This is a genomic window from Burkholderia sp. AU45274 (assembly GCF_030482505.1).
Classification (GTDB): Bacteria; Pseudomonadota; Gammaproteobacteria; order Burkholderiales; family Burkholderiaceae; genus Burkholderia.
The window spans coordinates 841,924-863,456 of sequence record NZ_JAUJQE010000002.1 but is presented as its reverse complement, the minus strand read 5'-3'; the positions used below and the strand labels follow the sequence as shown (position 1 = coordinate 863,456).

General features: G+C 66.3%; 18 protein-coding genes and 1 tRNA gene. 17 read left to right on the top strand and 2 right to left on the bottom strand.

The features are described from left to right. Positions 1 to 286 precede the first annotated feature (286 nt). Positions 287 to 373: transfer RNA gene (locus QZM35_RS12815), tRNA-Leu, on the bottom strand. 733 nt (positions 374 to 1,106) lie between these two features. Between QZM35_RS12815 and QZM35_RS12810 the strand changes: the two genes are divergently transcribed. Continuing rightward, a complete protein-coding gene (locus QZM35_RS12810) occupies positions 1,107 to 3,350 on the top strand; it encodes a CHASE2 and HATPase_c domain-containing protein (protein WP_301776063.1) in 2,244 nt (747 codons plus the stop codon). A 672-nt stretch (positions 3,351 to 4,022) separates the two neighbouring features. On the opposite strand, the gene QZM35_RS12805 is transcribed toward QZM35_RS12810, so the two are convergent. Continuing rightward, the gene (locus QZM35_RS12805; RefSeq protein WP_301776056.1) at positions 4,023 to 6,962 is read right to left on the bottom strand and encodes a glycosyl hydrolase family 18 protein; all 2,940 of its coding nucleotides are present in this window, start codon (positions 6,960 to 6,962) and stop codon (positions 4,023 to 4,025) included. Positions 6,963 to 7,270: 308 nt separating this feature from the next. On the opposite strand from QZM35_RS12805, the gene gbpA reads away from it, so the two are divergent. From gbpA to QZM35_RS12725, 16 genes are all read left to right on the top strand, one after another. Next, a complete protein-coding gene (gene gbpA / locus QZM35_RS12800) occupies positions 7,271 to 8,731 on the top strand; it encodes an N-acetylglucosamine-binding protein GbpA (RefSeq protein WP_089472681.1) in 1,461 nt (486 codons plus the stop codon). 272 nt (positions 8,732 to 9,003) lie between these two features. Further along, positions 9,004 to 9,444 carry a type II secretion system major pseudopilin GspG gene (gspG, locus tag QZM35_RS12795; protein ID WP_301776055.1) on the top strand — a complete coding sequence of 147 codons (441 nt, stop codon included), beginning with the start codon at positions 9,004 to 9,006 and terminating at the stop codon, positions 9,442 to 9,444. Continuing rightward, positions 9,419 to 9,940, top strand: a complete 522-nt coding sequence (locus QZM35_RS12790) for a lytic transglycosylase domain-containing protein (RefSeq protein ID WP_089431406.1) — start codon at positions 9,419 to 9,421, stop codon at positions 9,938 to 9,940. Before gspG ends, QZM35_RS12790 begins: the two co-directional genes overlap by 26 nt. After that, the gene (locus QZM35_RS12785; protein WP_089425907.1) at positions 9,937 to 11,121 is read left to right on the top strand and encodes a type II secretion system F family protein; all 1,185 of its coding nucleotides are present in this window, start codon (positions 9,937 to 9,939) and stop codon (positions 11,119 to 11,121) included. The genes QZM35_RS12790 and QZM35_RS12785 overlap by 4 nt, the downstream gene beginning before the upstream one ends. Before the next feature lie 54 nt (positions 11,122 to 11,175). After that, positions 11,176 to 12,810, top strand: a complete 1,635-nt coding sequence (locus QZM35_RS12780; protein WP_301776054.1) for a GspE/PulE family protein — start codon at positions 11,176 to 11,178, stop codon at positions 12,808 to 12,810. Beyond that, positions 12,791 to 13,561 (top strand): hypothetical protein, encoded by a 771-nt coding sequence (locus QZM35_RS12775; protein ID WP_256976583.1) that lies wholly within the window; start codon positions 12,791 to 12,793, stop codon positions 13,559 to 13,561. Before QZM35_RS12780 ends, QZM35_RS12775 begins: the two co-directional genes overlap by 20 nt. Further along, positions 13,558 to 14,088, top strand: coding sequence for a hypothetical protein (locus QZM35_RS12770; protein ID WP_174974616.1), 531 nt, complete (start codon positions 13,558 to 13,560; stop codon positions 14,086 to 14,088). The genes QZM35_RS12775 and QZM35_RS12770 overlap by 4 nt, the downstream gene beginning before the upstream one ends. Then, positions 14,085 to 14,639 carry a hypothetical protein gene (locus QZM35_RS12765; RefSeq protein ID WP_089425251.1) on the top strand — a complete coding sequence of 185 codons (555 nt, stop codon included), beginning with the start codon at positions 14,085 to 14,087 and terminating at the stop codon, positions 14,637 to 14,639. The genes QZM35_RS12770 and QZM35_RS12765 overlap by 4 nt, the downstream gene beginning before the upstream one ends. Next, positions 14,639 to 15,115, top strand: coding sequence for a hypothetical protein (locus tag QZM35_RS12760; RefSeq protein WP_256978165.1), 477 nt, complete (start codon positions 14,639 to 14,641; stop codon positions 15,113 to 15,115). The genes QZM35_RS12765 and QZM35_RS12760 overlap by 1 nt, the downstream gene beginning before the upstream one ends. A gap of 31 nt (positions 15,116 to 15,146) precedes the next feature. After that, on the top strand, positions 15,147 to 17,555 hold the full coding sequence (locus QZM35_RS12755) for a secretin N-terminal domain-containing protein (RefSeq protein WP_301776053.1): 2,409 nt from the start codon (positions 15,147 to 15,149) through the stop codon (positions 17,553 to 17,555). Beyond that, positions 17,552 to 18,040, top strand: coding sequence for a type II secretion system protein (locus tag QZM35_RS12750; protein WP_089425254.1), 489 nt, complete (start codon positions 17,552 to 17,554; stop codon positions 18,038 to 18,040). Before QZM35_RS12755 ends, QZM35_RS12750 begins: the two co-directional genes overlap by 4 nt. Beyond that, complete coding sequence (locus tag QZM35_RS12745) at positions 18,015 to 18,410, top strand: type II secretion system protein (RefSeq protein ID WP_089425255.1); 396 nt, start codon at positions 18,015 to 18,017, stop codon at positions 18,408 to 18,410. Before QZM35_RS12750 ends, QZM35_RS12745 begins: the two co-directional genes overlap by 26 nt. A 67-nt stretch (positions 18,411 to 18,477) precedes the next feature. Continuing rightward, a complete protein-coding gene (locus tag QZM35_RS12740) occupies positions 18,478 to 18,936 on the top strand; it encodes a type II secretion system protein (protein ID WP_254600247.1) in 459 nt (152 codons plus the stop codon). Positions 18,937 to 18,949: 13 nt separating this feature from the next. Next, a complete protein-coding gene (locus QZM35_RS12735; RefSeq protein WP_089425257.1) occupies positions 18,950 to 19,633 on the top strand; it encodes a response regulator transcription factor in 684 nt (227 codons plus the stop codon). 590 nt (positions 19,634 to 20,223) lie between these two features. Next, entirely contained in the window at positions 20,224 to 20,745 is a 522-nt protein-coding gene (locus QZM35_RS12730) for a fimbrial protein (protein ID WP_174974610.1), read from the top strand. Positions 20,746 to 20,762: 17 nt separating this feature from the next. Then, positions 20,763 to 21,491, top strand: coding sequence for a molecular chaperone (locus tag QZM35_RS12725; protein ID WP_089425259.1), 729 nt, complete (start codon positions 20,763 to 20,765; stop codon positions 21,489 to 21,491). Positions 21,492 to 21,533 lie beyond the last annotated feature (42 nt).

Sequence of the window (21,533 nt, the reverse complement as noted above, 5' to 3'; positions counted from 1 at the left end):
GTTGCCACCGCTAGGACCTGAACCTAGTGCGTCTACCAATTCCGCCACCTGGGCACGTTTCGCTTGTTGCTGCATCGCGAAAGAACGCAATTATAGCGTGTCCGAAGAGGCTGTCAACACAATTTCAGGTCGCGAACGAAAATAATTGAGCACGCTGTTCGGTGGGGCGAAGGAGGGGCATGCGAGCCGCTTGCATGTGCGGCGACGCCATCTTGCGATTGACGCGTATTTTCGGCGCCGGAAATGAAAAAAGGCCGGCTAGAAGCCGACCTTTTTATAAAACAGATGGTGCCCAGGAGAGGACTCGAACCTCCACGATGTTGCCACCGCTAGGACCTGAACCTAGTGCGTCTACCAATTCCGCCACCTGGGCACGTTTCGCTTGTTGCTGCATCGCGAAAGAACGCAATTATAGCGTGTCCGAAGAGGCTGTCAACACAATTTCATCGAAAGCGATGAAAAGTGTTCACGTCGAACGGCCTGCCACACACTGGCCGGGGCTGGCCCGTCTCGCTGCGAAAATTCAGCCCGACGCCGGCTTCGTCTCGACGTGCGTCGGCAAACCATTCGGTCGGGAAAACGTGTTGCGAAATTTCTCGCCGTTCATCAAAGTTTGGCAGGATCGCTTCACGGGTGAACAACCAGGGCAAACAACCGCATCGTCTGCACGAACTCAACTGGGATCGAGGGTCCCGAACGGGTCGCACCGGCACGGTATCGACGCGTCCTGACGACCGTCTGAATGGCAAAAATTAGGACGAGTCCGAAACGAAATAGAAACCATATGGGACGAGGTCTAATTGGACCCGGTGCCTAATAAAAATCGAGATGGTTCCGGCAACATGGCGACATTGGAACCCGCGGCAGCATGCCGTGCGGTTGCCTGTTGAGGGACCCGGGGCCGCCTGAGCGCTAGTCGCGTGGCGGGATCGCGAGCGCGACGAAAAATGTGGCCGTGGCCGCAACCATGCAGGAAGTGCGCGACTGCAACGAACTCGGGCGAATAAAACAATAACGTGGACCAAACCATGCCTGACTGGCTCAATCGAGTCTTGAAAATTGCAACATCCGTTCGACCTGCCGTATGGCCGCTCACGGCCGGCGCGGTGTTGCTGGCAGTGCTCAGCTGCACGCCGACCGCCGAGGCGTTGCTGTCGCCGCTCGACCGTTTGTACTGGAACCTGGTGGTGACCGGCGTCGATCACGGGGATCGTGACGAGGTCGTCGTCATCTCGATCGACAAGAAGACCATTGCCGAACTCGGCAGCGGCGAAAGCTATGCGCGGACGTCCCATGCGCAGGTGCTCGATCGGCTGGGTGCCGCCGCGAGTGTCGTGCTCGACATGACGATGTTCAGCGCGGCGTCCGGCGATCGGCCGCTGGCGGGCGCGATCGCGCGGCAAGGGCACGTCGTGCTGCCTGCCCACGTATCGCAGGAGGCCACGCGTGCCGACACCGTGCTGTTGCCCGAGGCGCGGTTGCGTGCCGCGGCCGCGGCCATCGGCCAGCGCAGCGTGGTGCTGGGCAGCGACCATCTGGTGCAGGGCATCGTGCCTTATATTCACGCGGACAACGCGGAGGCGGAACTGCCGCACGTGGCGCTGGAGGCGATTCGCGTGGCGGGCGCGTCGCTGCCGGCCGGCGACGTGCGTCACCAGGTGCAGGACCACGTGTCGAATCTGGGGCATGTCGAGACCGGTTCGCTCGCGCTGTTCCTGCCTGCGCGCTTCGACCTCGATCGCTATTCATACGTCGACGTGCTGAAAGGGCGCATTCCCGAGTCGGCGTGGCGCGGTCGCATCGTCTTCATCGGCGACGCGATGTCGGACCTTTCCGGGGTGTACGACCTGTCGACGTCGGAAGGGGGGCGGCTGCGGCGCGTCGAGGTCGATGCACTGGTGACGCAGGCGCTGCTCGATGGCCGCATTCTGCGGCGCGAGCCGGCGGCGATCCAGGTTGGCGTCAGCGTCGCGGTCGCGACGGGGATGCTGCTGATCTGCATGCTGGTGCCGGGCTGGCGCATGTACGCATTCGCGATCGCGTGGATGGCCACGTTCGTCTCCGTCTCGCTGGTGCTGCTGGTGCATTGGTCGTACTGGATGCCGCTCGGGCCGAAGTTTGCCGTGTGCGCGCTGATTTTCGCGTTCTGCGGCTGGCGGCGTGCCGGCAGCCTGCGGACGTTCATGCTGAAGGAATATGGGCTGCTGCACCGGCTGGCCGGCAAGCATGCGTTCGCCGGCTTGCCGCACGCGGCGGGCGCCGATACCGAGCTGCCGAGCGCGGACGAAGTCGAGATCGCGATGCAGCAGATTCGCGCCTGGCAGACGGCCTATGTCGACATGATCGAGACGTTGCCGTATCCGATCTTCGTCGAACAGCACGGCCGGCTGCTGCTGTGCAATGCGGGCGGCCGCGCGATGCTGGAGACGTTCGACACCGAGGGTGACCGCGACGCGGCCGTCCGGCACGTGCTGTCGATCGCGCACGACGAAGTGCGGATCGCGAAGGCGAGCGGCAAGATTCACTCGGCGGAGCTGACGCTGAACGGGCGCACGCAGATGATGATGGTGACGCCGTTCGGCGACGGCGAGCAGCATCGTTCCACGGCGAGCATGATCTGCTTCGTCGATATCCACAACATCAAGGCCGCGGTCGAAAGCGACCGGCTGACGCTGCGACACATGGCGCACGACCTGCGCAATCCGCTGTCGACCGTGCTGTCGCTGCTCGAGGAGCGCAACCGCGCCGACGGCGCGACCGACGAGGATTTCCTGACGGACCTGCACAAGCTGGTGGACTACAGCCTGCGCGTCGCACAGGATTTCACGCAGCTGTCGCGCGCCGAGCATCTCGACACCCGCGCCTACGTGGCCGTGTCCGCCAACGATCTGGCGACGGAAGCGGTCGATCATCTGTGGCACAGCGCGAATGCGAAGCGAATCCGCGTCGAAGGTCCGCATTACGAGGGCGACGACGTGTTCGTGTCCGGCAATCGCGACATGCTGCTGCGTGCGCTGACCAATCTGCTCGACAACGCGATCAAGTACTCGGACGAGGAGACGGTGGTCGACGTGTGGATCGCTGCCGACGATCGGCAGGTGACGATGACGGTGCAGGATCAGGGGATCGGCATCCCCGCCGGCGCGCTGCCGCGCCTGTTCGAGCCGTTCTTTCAGGTCGACGGCTCGCACCGCGACGCCAGCCGCGGCGTTGGGCTCGGCTTGCCGTTCGTGAAGGCCGTGGTCGTGCGTCATGGCGGCTCGATCGACGTGACGTCGACGCCGGGGCAGGGCAGCCGCTTCATCGTGCGCTTGCCGAGAACCGCTGCGGAAGCGCTCGAAGACGCGTGAGCCGTGCCGGGCCGCAACGGTAGTGCGGCCGCCAGCTTCGTCGAGGTCGGGTAGAGATTGAACCGGATGGATGGAAAGCCGGGCCCTGTATCGCACAGGGCCCGGCTTTTTTTCGTTCGGGCCTGGCGCGTGTCGCGACACGGCGGATGACGAGACGGGCGCGCCTGTCGGCGCTTCGGACTGCGTCACGATCGCGCCGTCCCGAGCGGTGCCGACCTGACGAGACTTGCGGATGGAGGCTCGTCGCCGTGAACCGCGGGATAGCGGCCGGTGCGGCGATGGCCTGCCACGTCGGCACGAGAGACGAAGGCGCGGGGGCCGCGTGTCGTCTTCCGACGCGGACCTGCCGTCAAGCCGGACTTCGATCCCGCAGGCGCGGCGCGACCTCGGACGCGAAGCAGCGGAAAGGTCGAGGACGCCATCGACATGACGCGATGACATCGGGGCGACGTCGATCCTGGCGGTGGCGTTTGCGATCCGCGCATTCCTTGCGCATCGGCCGCACCTTCACAACCGTCCGCAGCGTTGCGGATGCCCATCCGCCAACCGAAACCCAAACGAAAACGCCCTCGCGCGAGGCGAGGGCGATATCGGCATCAGCCGTTGTGCGTCGGAAGACGCGGGTTCGGATTGACCGGGGCGCCGCGCTGGCGCCGCCGGCCGGACCGGGCATTACTCCTTGTGTTCATCCCACGCCTGGTCCCACGCGGTGCCCTTGCCCGGCTCGTACGCCCAGGCTGCCATCGAGCACCAGTTGGTGTACGGGAACGGCTTGCAACGGAACAGCTTGCCGTTATTGGAAACGATGTCGCCCGCGTTGTACTTCGTGCCTTCCTTGTACTGCGGGTGGTTGCCACCGCTGCCGCCACCTTCGCCGCCGCCGTTGCCACCGTTACCACCGTTACCACCGCCGCTTTCGCCACCACCGCCTTCGCCGCCGTTACCGCCGCCGCTGCCGCCGTCGTTGCCGTAGAGCGTCCACGCGTCGTTCCACGCGAAGCCCTTGCCCGGCTCATACGCCGTCGGCGCGCCCGAGCACCAGCCGCTGTTCGGGAACGGCTTGCACTGGTAAAGCTTGCCGAGGTTCGACACGATGTCGCCGGCGTTGTACTGCGTACCGGCCTTGTACGCCGGGTGCTTGCCCCCTTCGCCGCCACCGTTGCCACCGTTGCCGCCGCCTTCGCCGCCGTTACCGCCGCCCGCATCCTTGGCCTTCACGAGGACGGTGTGCTTCGCGGTGCTCGACAGCTTGCCGTCGCTGACCGTGACCGAGAACGTGAAAGACTGGTCCTTCGCGAGCGTGGGCGCATTGAAGTTCAGCTTCGCGCCGGCCGGCGTCGCCTGGATGCCGGTCGGGACGTTCCACTTGAAGCTCAGCTTGTCGCCGTCCGGGTCGGTCGATTTCTCGGCCGACAGCACGACAGCCTGGCCGGCCTGAGCCGTCGCCGGGCCGCCGAGTTGCGCGACCGGCGGGCGGTTTTCCGCCGGCGGCGGTTCCACTGCCGTGTCGGCCTTGGCGGTCACGACGACTTGCGCGCTGTCCTTCAGGCCGGCCGGATCGGTGACCGTCACGCGGAACGTGTACTTCGTGTCCTGCTTGACCGACGGAATGTCGACGCTTGCCTTCGCGCTCGTCGCGTTGGCGAGCTGCAGCGGCGTGCCGGCGACCTGTTCCCACTGGTAGGTCAGCTTGTCGCCGTCCGGATCGCGCGACTTCGACGCGTCGAGCGTCGCCGTCGCCGGCCCGGTGATCGTCATGTCGGCACCGGCGTTCGCGACCGGCGGATGGTTTTCCGCGCCACCGCCGCCTTCGTTGCCGTGGCCGAGACCCTTGTGCATCGCATTCAGGATGTCGCCGTTGTCCGCGTCGATTTCCCACGAGAACAGGCCACCCAACTGGTGCGCACGCACGTAGTCGCCCTTCGCGAGGATGGAGCGCTCGTCGTCGAAGGTGAGGAGTTCGCCGGTGCTCTTGTTGAACACGTACGGTGCTTCGGCCGTCTGGTCGTAGTGATACTCGTAGCCGTTGATGCCGGCGTTGTTCGGCCCGATCATCTCCGCCTTGAGCTTCTTGTAGTCGAGGATGCCCGGTTCCCACTGACCCTTGTGCGCACCTGTCGCCGTGCCGGTGAACGGATTGCCGTCGGCATAGCCGTGCACGCCGGTCCAGCCGCGGGCATAGGCCGCCGCGCCGACCACGAGCTTCTTCGGATCGACGCCCTGCGCGAGCAGCGCCTTGATCGAATTGTGCGTCGTGTATGCCGTGTCCGGCTTCCAGCCCGGTGCGTACAGCGCGGTCTGGTGGCCGAGATCCTTCAGACTGAACGCACCGTAGAAGTCGTACGTCATGTCGAAGATGTAGTCCATGTACTTCGTGGCTTCCTTGTAGTTCACCACGTCGATCTTGTCCTTGCCCGCGCCGATCGCCGACGTCAGTTCGTACGTCTTGCCGGTTTCCTGCGACAGCTTGTCGAGCATCTGCCGCAGTTCCTTCATCAGCGTCACGTACAGCGGGCCGTCCTTCACCGGATCGCCGAGCGACGGGTTCACGCCCTTGCCGCCGGGGAATTCCCAGTCGATGTCGACGCCGTCGAAGAACTTCCACGTGCGCAGCAGCTGCTCGGTCGAGTCGACGAACACCTTGCGCTTCGCCGGGTCATGCAACTTGAAGAACGGATCGGACAGCGTCCAGCCGCCGATCGACGGCAGGATCTTCATGTTCGGGTTGCGTTTCTTCGCGGCCATCATCTGGCCGAGCACGCCCTTGAGCTTCGAGTTCGCGGTCTGGCCCGGCAATGCCTTGGCCATTTCACCGTAGGTGTCGTGGATCGCGACGCTGAAGTCGGGCAGGCCCTTGCAGCTCTGCTGAAGCGTGTTGAACGAGCCCGGCAGGTCCTTCGCGAGCGAGGCGTTGACGTCCGCACCGCCGCAGATCGGGATGAAGCCGTACAGCATGTGCGTGAGGTTCTCGACCGGCACGTTGTCGACGTTGAACTTGCGGTCGTAGATCGACCAGGTCGCGAAGTACGTGCCGACTACCGAGCCGGACGTGTTCGCGACCGGCTTGTGGTTCTTGCTCGCGTTGTTCGGCAGATCGTCGGCGAGCTCGGGAATCGTGTCGAACACGACCACGTCGAGCGGTGCGCTGTCGGTCACCGCGCCGTTCGCGTCGATCACGCGCACCTGCATCTTCTTCACGCCGGGCGTCTTCACGTTCGCGACCACCTGGCCGCTCTGCGTGCCGCCGGGCGTCATCTTCACCTCGGACGCGGGGTCGACGATGCCGTCGACCAGCGCGACCGCCTTCACCGCGGTGCCGTTGCTCCAGATGTCGAACGGCAGCGGTACGTCGACCTTCTTGTTCAGCTTGACGATGTCCTTGTACGGCGCGACGCCTGCCTTCTGCATGTCGATTTCGACGAAGCCGTGCGGCTGCGAGGTGATTTCGTACTGTTTGAGGCTGGGTTTGCCGGGTGCGGCGAATGCGGCGTTGGCAAAGCTGAGTGCGCTGGCCGCGGCGAGTGCCGCATAGGCGATGTGCGTGCGGCGCAGCGAGCGGCGTCGAACCACGAGATCAAGAGTCGGTTTCTTCGAATTCAATTTGATAGCCATCCATCCTGGTGTTGAAAAAAGTGTCGCGAATGCCAGCGCATTTTTCTTCGTGGATGGCGGGGCGGCAACGAATCTCAATGCAATCTAAACGCGGGCCGGTCAACGCGGGACATGCCTATGTCAGGACTGCGGATGACCCGGCAGGGAATCGTTTAGAGATCGTTGAGGAAGGTTCTCGATTGAAAGACGCTTGCCGATACTTCACTCAGCGTTTCGTCAGCAGAACATGCGTCACGCCATTCCGGACGTTCGAACGCGATCCGTCGAACGAAGCCAACCCTGACCAACTTTCAACCAAACGAAATCAGATGAGAACCCGAACTGCGAAAAAGACCCTCTTTACCCTGTCGCCGCTCGTTGCCTGCGCGTCGATGTTCTTCGCCCAGGCCGCATTCGCGCATGGCTACCTCTCCGAGCCGCCGTCGCGCGGCCTGCTGTGCAGCGCGAAGTCGGGGAAGATCGAAAACTTCAACTGCGGCTCGGTTGCCTATGAACCGCAAAGTATCGAAGGCAAGCAAGGCTTCCCGGCAGCCGGCCCGAAGGACGGCGAAATCGCGAGCGGCGGCGTGACGCAGTTCAGCGAACTCAACGAGCAGTCGGTCGATCGCTGGAAGCAGACCAGCATCAAGCCGGGCGCGCAGAAGTTCAAGTGGACGTTCACCGCGGCGCACGTGACGAAGGAATTCAAGTACTACCTGACGAAGCAGGGCTGGAATCCGAACGCGAAGCTCACGCGCGACCAGTTCGACCTGAACCCGTTCTGCACGGTCGACGGCGGGATGAAGAAAGCCGACGAGATCGGCCCGCACAACTGTACGATTCCGGCGGACAAGAAGGGGCATCACGTGATGCTGACGACGTGGCACGTCGGCGATACGGCCGGCATGTTCTACAACGTTGCCGACCTGAACATCACCGACGACGGCGGCGCGACCGATCCGGGCAAGCCCTCGTGGTCGAACGTCGGCAGCATCGCGCCGATCATGGACCTGAAGGCCGGCGACAAGGTCACGAACCGCGTGTTCAAGTCGAGCGGCGAAGTGCCGTCGATGAAGACCACGGTGACGATCGGCTCCGCACAGCAGGGCGAACGCAATATGTGGCCGATGCTGCTCGCGAAGGAAATCAACCGCGTGCAGTCGGCGAACCTGATGGCGGGCGTCGAGCGCGACGGTCGCATCGAGCCGTCGCTCGGCAAGAACGACGTGTTCTCGAAGAAGGGCAGCGGCATCGTGCGCACCGAGACGACGATCGATCACCAGCCGGAAAGCGGGCTCGACGAAGGCTTCAGCATCTCGAACAACGGTGAATTCAAGATCCAGAACGGCAAGGCGACCGCGAAGTTCTTCCTGAAGTTCAATCACGCGAAGGACACGAACGTCAACGTGAAGGTCTATGACGCGTCGAATTCGCTGGTCGGCTCGAAGTCGTCGACGATGCGCATGCAGGGCGACGTGAGCGTCGACATCGCGAACGCGAAGGCCGGCCAGCACACGGCCGTGGCGACGTCGCAGATCGAAGGCGGCACGCTGAAGCAGGAAACCACCACGTTCAAGCTGACCGGCGACGCGGGTGGCGGCGAAGGCGCGCAATGCCAGGCCGAGTGGAAGCAGGGCACGGCCTACACGGGCGGCGCGAAGGTGCAGCACAACGGCCGCACGTACGAGGCGCGCTGGTGGACGCAGAACGAGGTTCCGGGCAGCCCGGCCTCGACGGGTGCGGACCACACCGGCAAGGTGTGGAAGGACCTGGGCGCCTGCGCCAAGTAACGACCTGAAAGGGCGTTGAGACGAGCCGCACGCAGCAATGCGTGCGGCTTTTCTTTTGGTGTCGGCGCGTACCGCCCCGCACCTGGAAAACCTTATTGATATTTCGTTGAGGAAGGTGGTGGCGCAGGGCGCCCCCCGGGAAAATGACGTCATCGATCGGCGCTTTCCTTCAATCGAATACGCATCAGCGAAAGCGCGATTCACCTGCCGTCTGCGATACGACGGCCTCCGGCCGCGATGCCGCGCCGGGATCTCTACCGAGGGCATACGACGTGAAACCGAACTATCTGAAATGGACGAAACGACGGGGCCAGAAGGGCTTCACCCTGCTGGAGCTGCTGGTCGTGCTGCTGATCATTGCGCTGCTGGCCGGCTATGTCGGTCCGAAGCTCTTCGCGCAGGTCGACAAGGCGAAGGTCAAGTCGACGGAAGCGCAGATGAAGACGCTGGGCGACGCGGTCTCGCAATTCCGGCTCGACATGGGCCGCTATCCGACGGCTGACGAAGGGCTCGACGCACTGGTCGCGGCGCCGCAGGGCACCGACGGCTGGAACGGCCCGTATCTCGCGAAGGCCGTGCCGAAGGACGGCTGGGGCCGCGTGTACCAGTGGAACGTGCCGGGCCGCGACGGCGAAGCGGAGATCGTTTCGCTCGGGCGCGACGGTCGGGTTGGCGGGAGTGGTCTCGATGCAGACCTCGTCTATGGCATGTAAGGGCCTGCGTCGCTGGGTGGCCGCGGTGGCGCTGTTCGCCGCCGGCACCTCCAGCGTCGCTGCCAGGGATTGCTGGACCTGGGCAGGCGAGCAGCATGGCATCGATCCGCTGCTGCTCGTCGCGATCGCGAAAGTGGAATCGTCGATGAATCCGCGCGCGATGAACTGGAACCGGAACGGCACCTACGACATCGGGCTCATGCAGATCAACAGCACGCATCTGCCGCGTCTGGTCAAGGTCGGCGTGACGCACAAGCGGCTGATCGACGAGCCGTGCACGTCGATTGCCACCGGCGCATCGATTCTCGCCGATTTCATCGATCGGCACGGCTATACCTGGAACGCGGTCGGTGCGTACAACGCCGGGTCTTCGCCGAAACGCGAGCCGGCCCGCAAGGCCTACGCGACCAAGGTCTGGAAGGAATACCGGGTGCTGACGAGCGATCGTGAAGCGAGCCTCGCGAAACTCGACGAATGGCGGAGGACGTCGCGATGAACACGTTTCGGGTACGGGTGCTTGCCGACGGCAAGGTCTCGCAGCAGACGGCCGAAGGGGCGAGCGAGACGGAGGTGCGCGCGCGGCTCTCGGCACAGGGCTGGGTCGTGGTCGAGATCCGGCGCGAGGCGGGCTTCGGGCGCCGCCGCGCGGCGCCGAAGTTTGCGCTGACGCTGTTCCTGCAGGAGTTGTCGACGCTGCTCGATGCGGGCCTCGTGCTGATCGAGGCGCTCGAAGCGCTGCGCGACAAGGCGGATTCGGGCAAGGACGCGAAACACGTGATCGACCGGATTCTCGCGGTGATGGTCGAAGGGCAGCCGTTGTCGAAGGCGCTGGCGCAGCAACCGGCGATCTTTCCGCCGCTGCTCGTCGCGACGATCGAATCGTCGGAGGGCAGCGGCCAGTTGCCGGTCGTGCTGAAGCGCTACCAACAGTACGAAGTGCGAATCGAACAGGTTCGCAAGCGCGTCACCGGCGCGCTGATCTATCCGGTCGTCGTGATCGGCGTGGGTATCGCGATCCTGCTGTTCATGGCGTTCTTCGTGATTCCGCGCTTCGCGGTGGTGTTCGAGTCGCTGGCCACGCTGCCGGCGACCGCGCAGGCGATGCTCTGGTGGGCAACCCTGCTGCGCGAGAACGGCATGGCGGTCGGGCTGGCGGTCGTGGCGTCGTTCGTGGGCATGGGGCTGGCGGTGCGCTCGGCGGCCGTCAAGCGCGCCGCGCAGCGGCTGATGTGGCGCGCGCCGAAAGTGCGCGACATCTGCGCGCTGTTCGCGCTCACGCGGTTCTACCGGACCGTCGGCCTGCTGATCGCGGGCGGCACGCCGGTGATCGTCGCGCTGGAGCTGTCCGGCAAGGTGTTGCCCGAGCATTTCCGCGGGCGGCTGGCGGCGGCCCTCACCGAAATGCGCGCAGGGCGTCCGGTCGCCGCCGTGCTCGCCGCGCATGCGCTGACGACGTCGGTTGCCGAACGGCTGTTGCGCGTCGGCGAACAGAGCGGCGACCTGGGCGGGATGTGCGAACACATCGCGCAGTTTCATGACGGCGCGCTCGACCGCGCGATCGAGATGCTCAGCAAGGTCTTCGAACCGGTGCTGATGCTGGCGGTGGGCGCGACGGTGGGCGCGGTGGTCCTGCTGCTCTACATGCCGATCTTCGAATTGGCCGGCAGCGTCGGATAGCGATCCGGGCCGACCCGGCTCTCGCGAACCCGCTGACCAACAGGAGAAAACTGAATGAAAACGGAACACATCGCTCAACGCTGGCAGTCGGAATCGGAGGCATCCGGCGTTGGCTTCGCGCAATACGTCGACGGCCTGCTGAGCGGCGACGCATCGGTGCTGGCCGAAGTGGCGGCCTGCCTCGGCGTCGACGCGGTCGACGCGCAGACGCTGCAGGCGGCGCCGACGCGCTTCGACCTGCTGCCGCTGCACGATGCGCTGACCTGGCGCGTGCTGCCGATCGAGCGCGACGGATCGGCCTGCGTCGTCCTGGCCGATCCGTTCGCGCGCCAGGTGCGCGACGAACTGCTCGCGCGCTTCGGTGCGCAGCCGGTGCAGATGGCGATGAGCGTGCCGGGCGAGGTCGAGCGGCTGCTCGGCGACGTCGAGTCGAACGAGCGTCTGATGGACGACGTGACCATCGATGCGCAAGGCGATTCGCTCGCGCAGGCGATCGAGTCGATCTCGCTCGCGAGCATCGCGAAGGACGAAAGCCCGATCATCCGGCTCGTCAATACAACCCTCTACGACGCGCTGCAGAGCCGCGCGAGCGACATCCACCTCGAAGCGGTACCCGACGGCCTGGCGATCCGCTACCGGATCGACGGTGTGTTGCAGTCGATCCGTCACATCCCGGGGCTCGAGACGGCCGCGCAGACGCTGTCGCGTCTCAAGGTGCTGGCCGCGCTCGACATCGCGGAAAAGCGCGTGCCGCAGGACGGCCGTTTCAAGGTCGTGATGCAGGGCCGCGAGATCGATTTCCGCGTGTCCATCATTCCCGGCACCTATGGCGAGAACGCGGTGATGCGCGTGCTCGACAAGTCGCAGCGCGGCGACAGCGTGAGCCTCGACGTGCTCGGCTTCGACGCGCAGACGGCCCGGCGCGTGCGCGCGCTCGCGCACCGGCCGTACTGGCTGATGCTCGTGACGGGGCCGACCGGCAGCGGCAAGTCGACGACGCTGTATGCGGTGCTGTCGGAAGTCAACACCGGCGACGACAAGATCATCACGATCGAGGACCCGGTCGAATACGAACTGAAGGGCGTGCTGCAGATTCCCGTCAACGAGCGCAAGGGGCTCACCTTCGCTCGCGGGCTGCGCGCGATCCTGCGGCACGATCCGGACACGGTGATGGTCGGCGAGATCCGCGACGAGGAGACCGCGTCGATCGCGGTGCAATCGGCGCTCACCGGTCACCGCGTGCTGTCGACGGTGCACGCGAACGACGGCTTCAGCGTGATCGACCGCTTCATCTACATGGGCGTCGAGCCGTCGACGTTTCTCGAGGCGCTGAACGGCGTCGTGTCGCAGCGGCTGGTGCGGCGCATTTGCGAAAGCTGCGGCGGCGCGGCGGCCGATGGTGCCGATCTGGCGGGGGCGTCGCTCGACGACCTGAAGCACGTGGTCACGCCCGGCGAGGGTTGCGAAACCTGCCGGGGCACCGGTTATCACGGCCGGATCGGCCTCGCCGAAGTGCTGACGCTCGACGCGGCGATGAAGGCTGCGTTGCTCGAGCGTTCGATCGAGAAGCGCGCGCAGGCGCTCGCGAACAACGCGGACTACCAGTCGATGCGCGATGCGGGCCTCGCCGCGATTCGCGCGCGACTGACGACGTTTCAGGAGGTGCAGCGTGCGATCGCCGTGGAATAACGTGTTCGCGGTGCTCGACGCCGACCGGCTGCGCGTATGGACGAGCGACGACTGGCGCGCACGGCGCGCCGGCGAGCCGCGGATCGTCGTCGCGCACGACGGCGCGCCCGCCGAAGCGCTGGCGCGGGTGCTCGGCGACCTGCCGAAGGCGCGCCTGCCGATGCTGAACCGCGTGCACGTCGTCGCGGGGCATCCGTGGACGCATGGCGTCGTGCTGCCCTGGCAGGACGGGCTGGTGTCGGACGCCGCGTGGGACGGTTATGCGCGCGCGCTGTTCGCCGCCCGTGCGCAGCGCGGCGCGCTGCGGATTCGCCTCGAAGGCGGGCGGCGCGGCCGCGCGCAACTCGCGGTGGCGGCTTGCGACACGTTGCTCGTGTCGCTCGACGAGACGTGCCGCGCAGCCGGCTGGCGGCTCGTCAGCGTGCGCGACGCGCTGTCGGTGGCGCTCGCCACGCATGCGAAGCACCTGGGCGGCGACGACTACCGCTATGCGTTGCTGCAGCCGCGCGTCGTCACGTGCGTGTTCCGGCGTGCGGGCGAGTGGGCCGACGTGGTCACGCTGCCGCGCGCGGGGGGCAGCCGTCTCGACGACTGGTTCGCGGCCGCGGCGTTGATGGCCGGACAGCCGCTCGCCGGCGCGGCCTTCGCGAGCGCGCTCGACGGCACGCTGCCGAGCGCGGCCGCCGACGGTGTCACGTTGCTCGACGACGACATGGACCAGGCCGTGCTCACGCAGGAGGAGCCGGCATGAAGCGCCTGAATGAACTGGATTTCGCGGCGCCTCGCACGCGTGTCACGCCGTGGGCGGCCGTCGCGCTGTGCTGCGCGCTGCTGACCGGCGCGTTCGTCGCGAGCGAGTGGTCCAACGTCGAGCAGTTGCGCGACGAGGTCGACAGTATCGAAAGCCGCATCGACCAGCGCCAGCGCGCGATCGAGCGCGAGCAGCGCCGGCAGAAGAACATGACGGCGGAGGAGCGCCGCATCGCGCGCGTGCTCGACCAGCAGCGCACGAGTGCAACCGGCGCGGGACCGGCGGTGGTCGACTGGATCGAGCAGGCGTGGACGCCGCAGATCGCGCTGAAACTGCTGACGGTCGACAAGGCCGGACAGGAAGCGCGCCTCGAAGGCGGTGCCGCGCATCTGTCGCACATCTACATGTTCGTCGACCGCCTGAAGGACCGTCACCCCGACCGCAAGGTCCGCCTGCTGCAGCACCGGACGAAAGCCGAGGACGGCAAGAACATTTTCTATTTCAGCCTGAACATCGAACACCCATGACGAACCTGAAATCAATCGACATGACCGCGCTCGCCGAGCGGCTGCGCTGGGGCGCCTATGCGGCGTCCCGCAAGCTGGGCGTGCCGGGGCTGGTGGCAGGGGGGCTCGTCGTGGCGCTGATCGGCGTGCACGCGTGCTACCTGCAGCCGGGCGCCGAGCAGCTCGAGGCCGATCGCGACGCGCGGACGAAGGCGCTGGCCGCGCTGCCGAAACCGGGCCAGAAGGCCGGTAACGGCGGCATGACGCTGCAGCAGGTGCAGCAACTGCGCAGCACCGAGCAGGCGTACTCGATCGTCCAGATCCTGACCCAGCACGGTATGGAGCGCAAGCACGCGACCTATCGCCGCGAAGTCGAGGTGCAGGGCAAGCTGCGCCGGCTCACGATCAACGTCGCGCTGTCCGGCAGCTATGTCGGGTTGCGCGAAGCGATCCGCGAGATTACGCAGCAGCCGATGGTACGTATCGAGGGACTGTCGGTCGAGCGTGAGCGGATCGACAGTCCCAACGTGATCGCCGACCTGCGGGTCAGCCTGCTGGGGCCGGATGCATGATGCGCGCGCCCCTGATCCCGATCGCGGCCGCGCTCGCGCTGGCTGCCGCGTGCGTCGCCGGCGGCAGCGCGGCGAATGAGACGCACGAGCTGGCGCCGGTCGTCGACCTTTTTCCCGCGCAGAGCTGGGCATCGCTCGGCGCGGAGACGGCGACCGACGCCGAGCCGCCGCCCGACGCGGCGCCCGAATCCGACATGCCGCCGCTCGACACGCCGATCGACGCGCCACCGGTTGCGTCGGCGCCGTTCGACATTGCCGGCGAGTGGCGCGAGAACGGTCATCGCATCGTCGTGCTGGACGGCGCGGGCAAGACTTTCCTGCTGTGCGAATCGCGTTGCGGCGTGCGTGACTCGGTGCTGCCGGGCGGCGAGATCGCCGAAGGCTACCGGCTGAAGAAACTGGGCAAACAGGGCGCGGTGATCGTGACCCGTGGCGGCAGCGATATCGAGCTGTCGCCGCCCGTCCCGACTCCATGAACCCCGATTTGAACCTGTTCCGAACATCATCATGAAACGTAAACTCAGTCTTTTGCTCCTGATCTCGGCGCTCGCGCTGACAGGATGCGCGAGTACCCCATTCAACGCCGCGCCTGCCGCCGCCACGACACCCGCCGAGCGCCTCAGCACGCTGCAGCAGCAGAAGCAGGCCGCGCCCGACGACATCGCCCTTACCACCGCCGTCGAGGGCAGCCGGCAGGAGTATGTGCGCGCCGAGCTGAAGGCAGCCGACCGCCAGGTCGCGCAGGGCAACCATGCCGCCGCGATCGACCACCTGAACAACGTGCTGCGCGAGGAGCCGGGCAACTTCAAGGCCAGCCAGTCGCTCGAGCAGGTCAAGCGCCGCCAGCAGATGTCGGTCGACCTCGCGCGCGCGCAGCGCATCGGCGGCGAGAAGCCGCAGGAAGCGCTCGAGATCGTGCGGCGAATTCTCGCCGAGCAGCCGAACCATGCGGACGCGAAGCGCATGCGCGATACGCTGCTGAATCAATCGCAGGCCGGTCGCACGGTGCGCCCGCAACTGGCCGACGCGCTGCGCAAGCCGGTGTCGCTCAACTTCAAGCAGCAGCCGCTGATGAACATCTTCGACGTGATTTCGCGCGTGTCCGGCGTGAACTTCGTGTTCGACCGCGACGTGGATACCAGCCAGCCCGCGACGCTGTTCGCGGAGCGCACGACCGCCGAGGACGCGATCAACCTGCTGCTGCGCACCAACCAGCTCGAGAAGAAGGTGCTCGACAAGCACACGCTGCTCGTCTACCCGTCGCAGCCGGACAAGGCGCGCAACTACACGGAGTTCGCGATTCGCACGTTCTTCCTGTCGCACGCGGACGCGAAGTCGGTGATGGCCGCGCTGCGCCAGATGATCAAGCCGAAGGACGTCTACGTGGACGAGCGCGTGAATGCGGTCGTCATGCGCGACACGCCGGAGACGATCCAGGTCGCGGAGCGCGTCGTGATGGGCCTCGATATCCCGCAGTCGGAAGTCACGCTCGACGTGCAGGTGCTGGAAGTCAACATGAACGACAGCCTCGATCTGGGCGTGCAATATCCCGGCAAGGTCCAGTTCAACGCGCTGGGCAGCGTGGAGGGCGGTGCGCTGACGCTCGGCGACCTGCTGCGCCTGAATCGCGATCGCGTCGGCGTGTCGAGCGAATCGGGCGGGCTCGCGCTCGCGATCGACATGTTGCAGAAGCAGGGCAAGACCAAGACGATCGCGAATCCGAAGATCCGTGTGCGCAACATGGAGAAGGCGAACATCAAGATCGGCGAGCGTGTGCCGATCGTCACGACCACCAACGCGAACGGCGTCGTCACCGAATCGGTCAGCTACCAGGACGTGGGCCTGATGCTGAAGGTCGAGCCGCGCATCAGCCTGAACGAGGAGGTGAGCGTCAAGGTGAACATGGAGGTCAGCAGCATCCTGTCGAAGGAAACCACGAAGACCGGGCTCGTCGCCTATTCGCTCGGGACGCGCAACGCGGAGACGCTGATGACCGCGAAAAACGGCGAAACGCAGATCCTGGCCGGCCTGGTGAAGCGCAATGAAAGTGAAAGCATCGCGGGGCTGCCGGGCATGTCGGGCCTGCCGGTGCTCGGCCGGCTGTTCGGCTCGAACGGCCGCAGCAGCGAGCGTTCGGAGATCGTGCTGCTGATCACGCCGCATATCGAACGCAATCTCGACCTGCCGACGTCGGCGGTGACGACCTTCCTGTCGGGTACCGAGTCGCGCGTGACCACCGAGGCGCTGACGCTCGAGTCGGCACGCGCCGTGCCGGCGCGGATGACGTCGTCGGACGGCCCGGACCTGAACGCGCCGATCGAGCCGTCGAAGCCCGCCGCCAACGATGCGAGCGCCGAACCGGCCAACGCCGACGCCGAGCCGCAGGCACCCGCTCAGGCCGAGCAGGGCGACGCGACGAGCCCGGCGGCCGAGCACGGCGCGCGCGGTACCGGGATGATGCGTACGCGTGCGGATGCCGGGCGGCAACCGGCTGCGGCGATCAAGACCGTAGCGGCCCAGGTCGCACCGGTCGCACCGGTCGCACCGGTCGCACCGAGCCGTGCGGCCGCGCCGCGCGGCGAGATCACACGCGCCGTCGCTGCGGCGGCACCGGCTGCCGGCCCGCGTGCGGAAGTCGTCGCCGCGCAGGGTGACGTCGACGCGGCTCCGCAGGCGGTGCAATCGCCCGCCGTCGTGCGCGCCGTTGCGCCGGTGACCGTAGCCGATGCCGCCGCGCCGCGCGCGGCGCTCGCCGAGTCGCAGGCACGTGGTGAGCATCGCTTCACCGCCGCGGTACGCTCGCTGATCGGCTCGCTCCACGCGCTCGTCGTGCGTTTGACGGGCGAGCGCGAACCGGCGCCGGTGCGGTATGCCGACGCGCCGGTCCTGCTGTCGCGTGCACGGGGCTTCGCATGAGCATCCGTCGACGTGCGCGCGCGCGCGGTTTCACGCTGATCGAGCTGCTGGTGGCGTTGACGCTGCTCGCGTTGCTCGCGACCGTCTCGCTGCCGCTGACCGACCTGGTCAAGCGCCGCTCGGACGAGGCCGAACTGCGCCGTGCGCTGGTGGTGATCCGCTCGGCGCTCGACGCGTACAAGGCGGCGGCCGATGACGGGCGCATCGAGCGCAGTGTCGACGCGAGCGGCTATCCGCCCGACCTGCACGCGCTCGTCGACGGCGTCGAGGACAAGAAATCGCCGGACGGCGCGAGACTGTACTTCCTGCGCAAGCTCCCCGCCGATCCGATGTGCGAATGCGAGGGCAAGGCGCCGGAGGACACCTGGGAAACGCGCAGCTATGCGAGCGACCCCGATGCGTTCTCGTCCGGCGAGGACGTGTTCGACATTCGCTCGACCAACCGCAAGGAGAGCCTCAATGGCGTCCCGTACAACCAGTGGTAAGCGTGCACGCCGCACCGCGGGCTTCACGCTGATCGAACTGCTCGTCGTGATGGCGATCATCGCGTCGCTCACCGCGTTCGTCGCCCCCGGCTACCTGAAGCAGAGCGATCGCGCGAAGGAAACGGTGCTGCGCCACAACCTGAACACGCTGCGCCAGTCGATCGACGACTATCGGGCGGATCACGGCCGCGATCCCGACACGCTCGAGGTGCTGGTCGACAAGCGCTATCTGCGCGAGATCCCGCTCGACCCGGTCACGGGCAAGCGCGGCTCCTGGCAACCGCAGGCCGGCGACCGGGGCGGCGTCGCGGACGTGAAGAGCGGCGCGAAAGGGCGTGCGCTCGACGGGAGCGCATATGGGACATGGTAACCGGCGGCGTGGCGGCCGATGCCGCGGCCCGCGCGGGCAGCGCGGCATCGCGTATCTCGGCGTGCTGATGCTCGTCGCGGCGCTGGGGCTCGGCATGACGCAGGCCGCGCGCATCTGGCAGACGGTGCAGCAGCGCGATCGCGAGGCGCAGTTGCTGTTTGTCGGCGACCAGTATCGCGCGGCGATCGCAAGCTACTACAATGCGGCGGGTGGCAGCCGCTATCCGGAGTCGCTCGACGTATTGCTCGAGGACCGCCGCGCGCTGCCGACGCAGCGTCACTTGCGGCGTCTGTACGCCGATCCGCTGACCGGGTCGACGCAGTGGGGGCTCGTGAAGGCGCCGGACGGCGGCATCATGGGCGTGTTCAGCGAGGCGCCGGGGCAGCCGCTGAAGCGCCAGGGCTTCCCCGCGCGGTACGATACGTTCGGCGACAGCGACGCCTATGGCGAATGGGCTTTTGTTTACTTGCCGCCCGCTTCGGCCGACGGAGTGGCGAACGGGCCCGAGGACGGGGCGGCATCTTGAGACTGGATCGAACATGATTGTCGCAATACTCGAAGACATGGTGACGCAGGCGGGCGTCGTGGCCGGCTGGCTCAACAAGGCCGGCTACGACACGGAGGTGCGTCACGACGGCGACAGCTTCATCGAGCTGGTGCGCACGCAGCGCGTCGACGTGCTGCTGCTCGACTGGGACGTGCCCGGCAAGTCGGGGATCGAGGTGATGCGCTGGGCGCGCGAATCGTTTGCCGACACGCTGCCGATCATCATGATGACGCAGCACGACGGCGAGAACGACATCGTGTTCGGTCTGAACACCGGTGCAGACGACTATCTGATCAAGCCGTTGCGGGAGCGCGAACTCGTCGCGCGCGTCAATGCGCAGGCGCGCAAGTACTATCCGGAGACGCAGCGCGCGAAGGTCGTCGAGGTCGGCAAGTTCGTGCTCGACACGAGCTCGCATGCCGCGACCGTCGACGGCGTGCCGGTCGAGCTGTCGCAGCGCGAGTTTGATCTCGCGCTGATGCTGTTCGAGAGCGTCGGGCGGATCGTGTCGAAGGACATGATGATCAAGCGTATCTGGGGCGTGGTGGACCGGAAGTACGATGCGACGCTGGCCACCTATGTCAGCAAGTTGCGTACGAGCCTCGGGTTGCGGCCGAAGAACGGGCTCGCGATCACGACGATCTACAACTACGGGTATCGGCTCGAGTTGACCTGAGCAAGCGGTCGGCCGCAGCGACGCGCGCCGGCTGACCACAGGATCGGTATCGCCGATCCTTCCAGTCCCCATCCGTATTCCCGTTCCGGCAAGGCTGTCGCGGCACGCCGCTTCAGCCGCCGTTCGGCATTGAATCGACGCGCCTGCGCGAGGCTATCCTGAGGCTTTCGCGAGGCACGGCAGCCCGTCTCGCCGCGCTCCGGTCACATCCCGTTCCCCCCGTCGTTCGTCATCGCCGCCGCGAGCGGTACGCTCGGTCGTGCCGGCCTCGGGCGCGTTTGCGCGCACCATCCGTGTCGATGGCCATATCGCTGCACGGTGCATCTTTCGCCAGATGGTGAGGATTCCTTTCGTATTTCACGCGTGCTGTCCGCTACGTCGACAGGTGCGCCCGTAATGGCTGGGCAGCGTCGTCGCCGGCATCGCATTGCATTGCGATTCATCCGTCCAGGCGGCACGCGTTGAGAATTTTCTTAAGTTTGTTGGGTGGCGATGGCCGGATCGGAATAATGCCTGCGAACTCGACGGGTTCGTTGTTCCGCTGTCAGGGACCGGCAGCGGAAATCCTCAATTCTCTACCCAGATACTCGATGAAAAAGACCCAGAAATCCCTCCTGTTGGCCGCGCTCCTGGCCGCATTCGGTTCGACGTCCGCACTCGCCGCGGATGGCACGATCAACTTCCACGGCAAGATCGTCGCGACGACCTGCAAGATCGACAACAGCAACATTCAGGTGCCGCTCGGCGCGATCGGTATCGACCAGCTCGCCACCGCCGGCCAGGAAAGTCGCCGCGTGCCGTTCCAGATCGCGCTGAGCGAGTGCAACGACCAGCTGAGCGGCGTGCGCGCGCAGTTCGAGGGCACGTCGAACGACGACGATCCGACGCTGCTCGCGATCGGCACCGGCGCGCAGGACGATGCGAAAGGCGTCGGCATCCAGTTGATGGACGAAGGCGGCAAGCAGATCGGCATCAACACCGAGACCGACACGCTCAAGCTGACGCCGGGCAGCAACGTGCTGAACTTCGCCGCGAACTACGTCTCGACGTCCAACCAGACCGAGGCGGGCGAGGCGAACGGCACGGCGTCGTTCACGCTGCACTACCGCTAAGCAGACGGGATCGACCGATGACGATTCAATTCGGACAACGTACGCTGGCCTGCGTGCTCGGGCTGTGCATGACCCACGGCGCGCTGGCGGGCGTGGTGGTGGGCGCGACGCGCATGATCCTGCAGGAGGACCGGCGCGAAGCCGTCGTGCCCGTGAAGAATGCGGACAGCCAGCCTTACGTCGTGCAGGCCTGGATTGACGGCGGATCGACGAAGGGCGGCGCGAAGGCACCGTTCTTCGTCACGCCGCCGCTGTCGCGGCTCGATCCCGGCAAGGAAAACCTGCTGCGCGTGATGCCCGTCAAGCACGGGCTGCCGTCCGATCGCGAGTCGCTGATGTGGCTGAACGTGAAGGAGATTCCGGCCACGCCGAAGCAGGACAACGTGCTGCAGATCGCGATCCAGACGCGGATCAAGGCGTTCTATCGGCCGCAGGGCCTGACCGGCTCGTCGGCCGATGCGCCGGCGGCGCTGACCTGGCGCATCGCGCCGTCGGGCGACGGTGTGCTGCTGACGGTGAACAATCCGACGCCTTATCACGTCACCTTCTCGAAGATCGGCATCGATGCCGGCACGATCGAGGACGTCGATCTCGAGATGGTGCCGCCGCTGCAGGCGGCGACCTACAAGCTGCGCTACATCCACGCGGTGCCGACGCAGCCCGTCACGCTGCGGTTCAGCACGATCAACGACTACGGCGCGGTGACGCCGTCCGTCACGATGAAGGTGCCGACCGGCGCCGTTTGACGCAACGCGGTCGCGGGGCCGGCCAGCGGCCACTCCGCGATC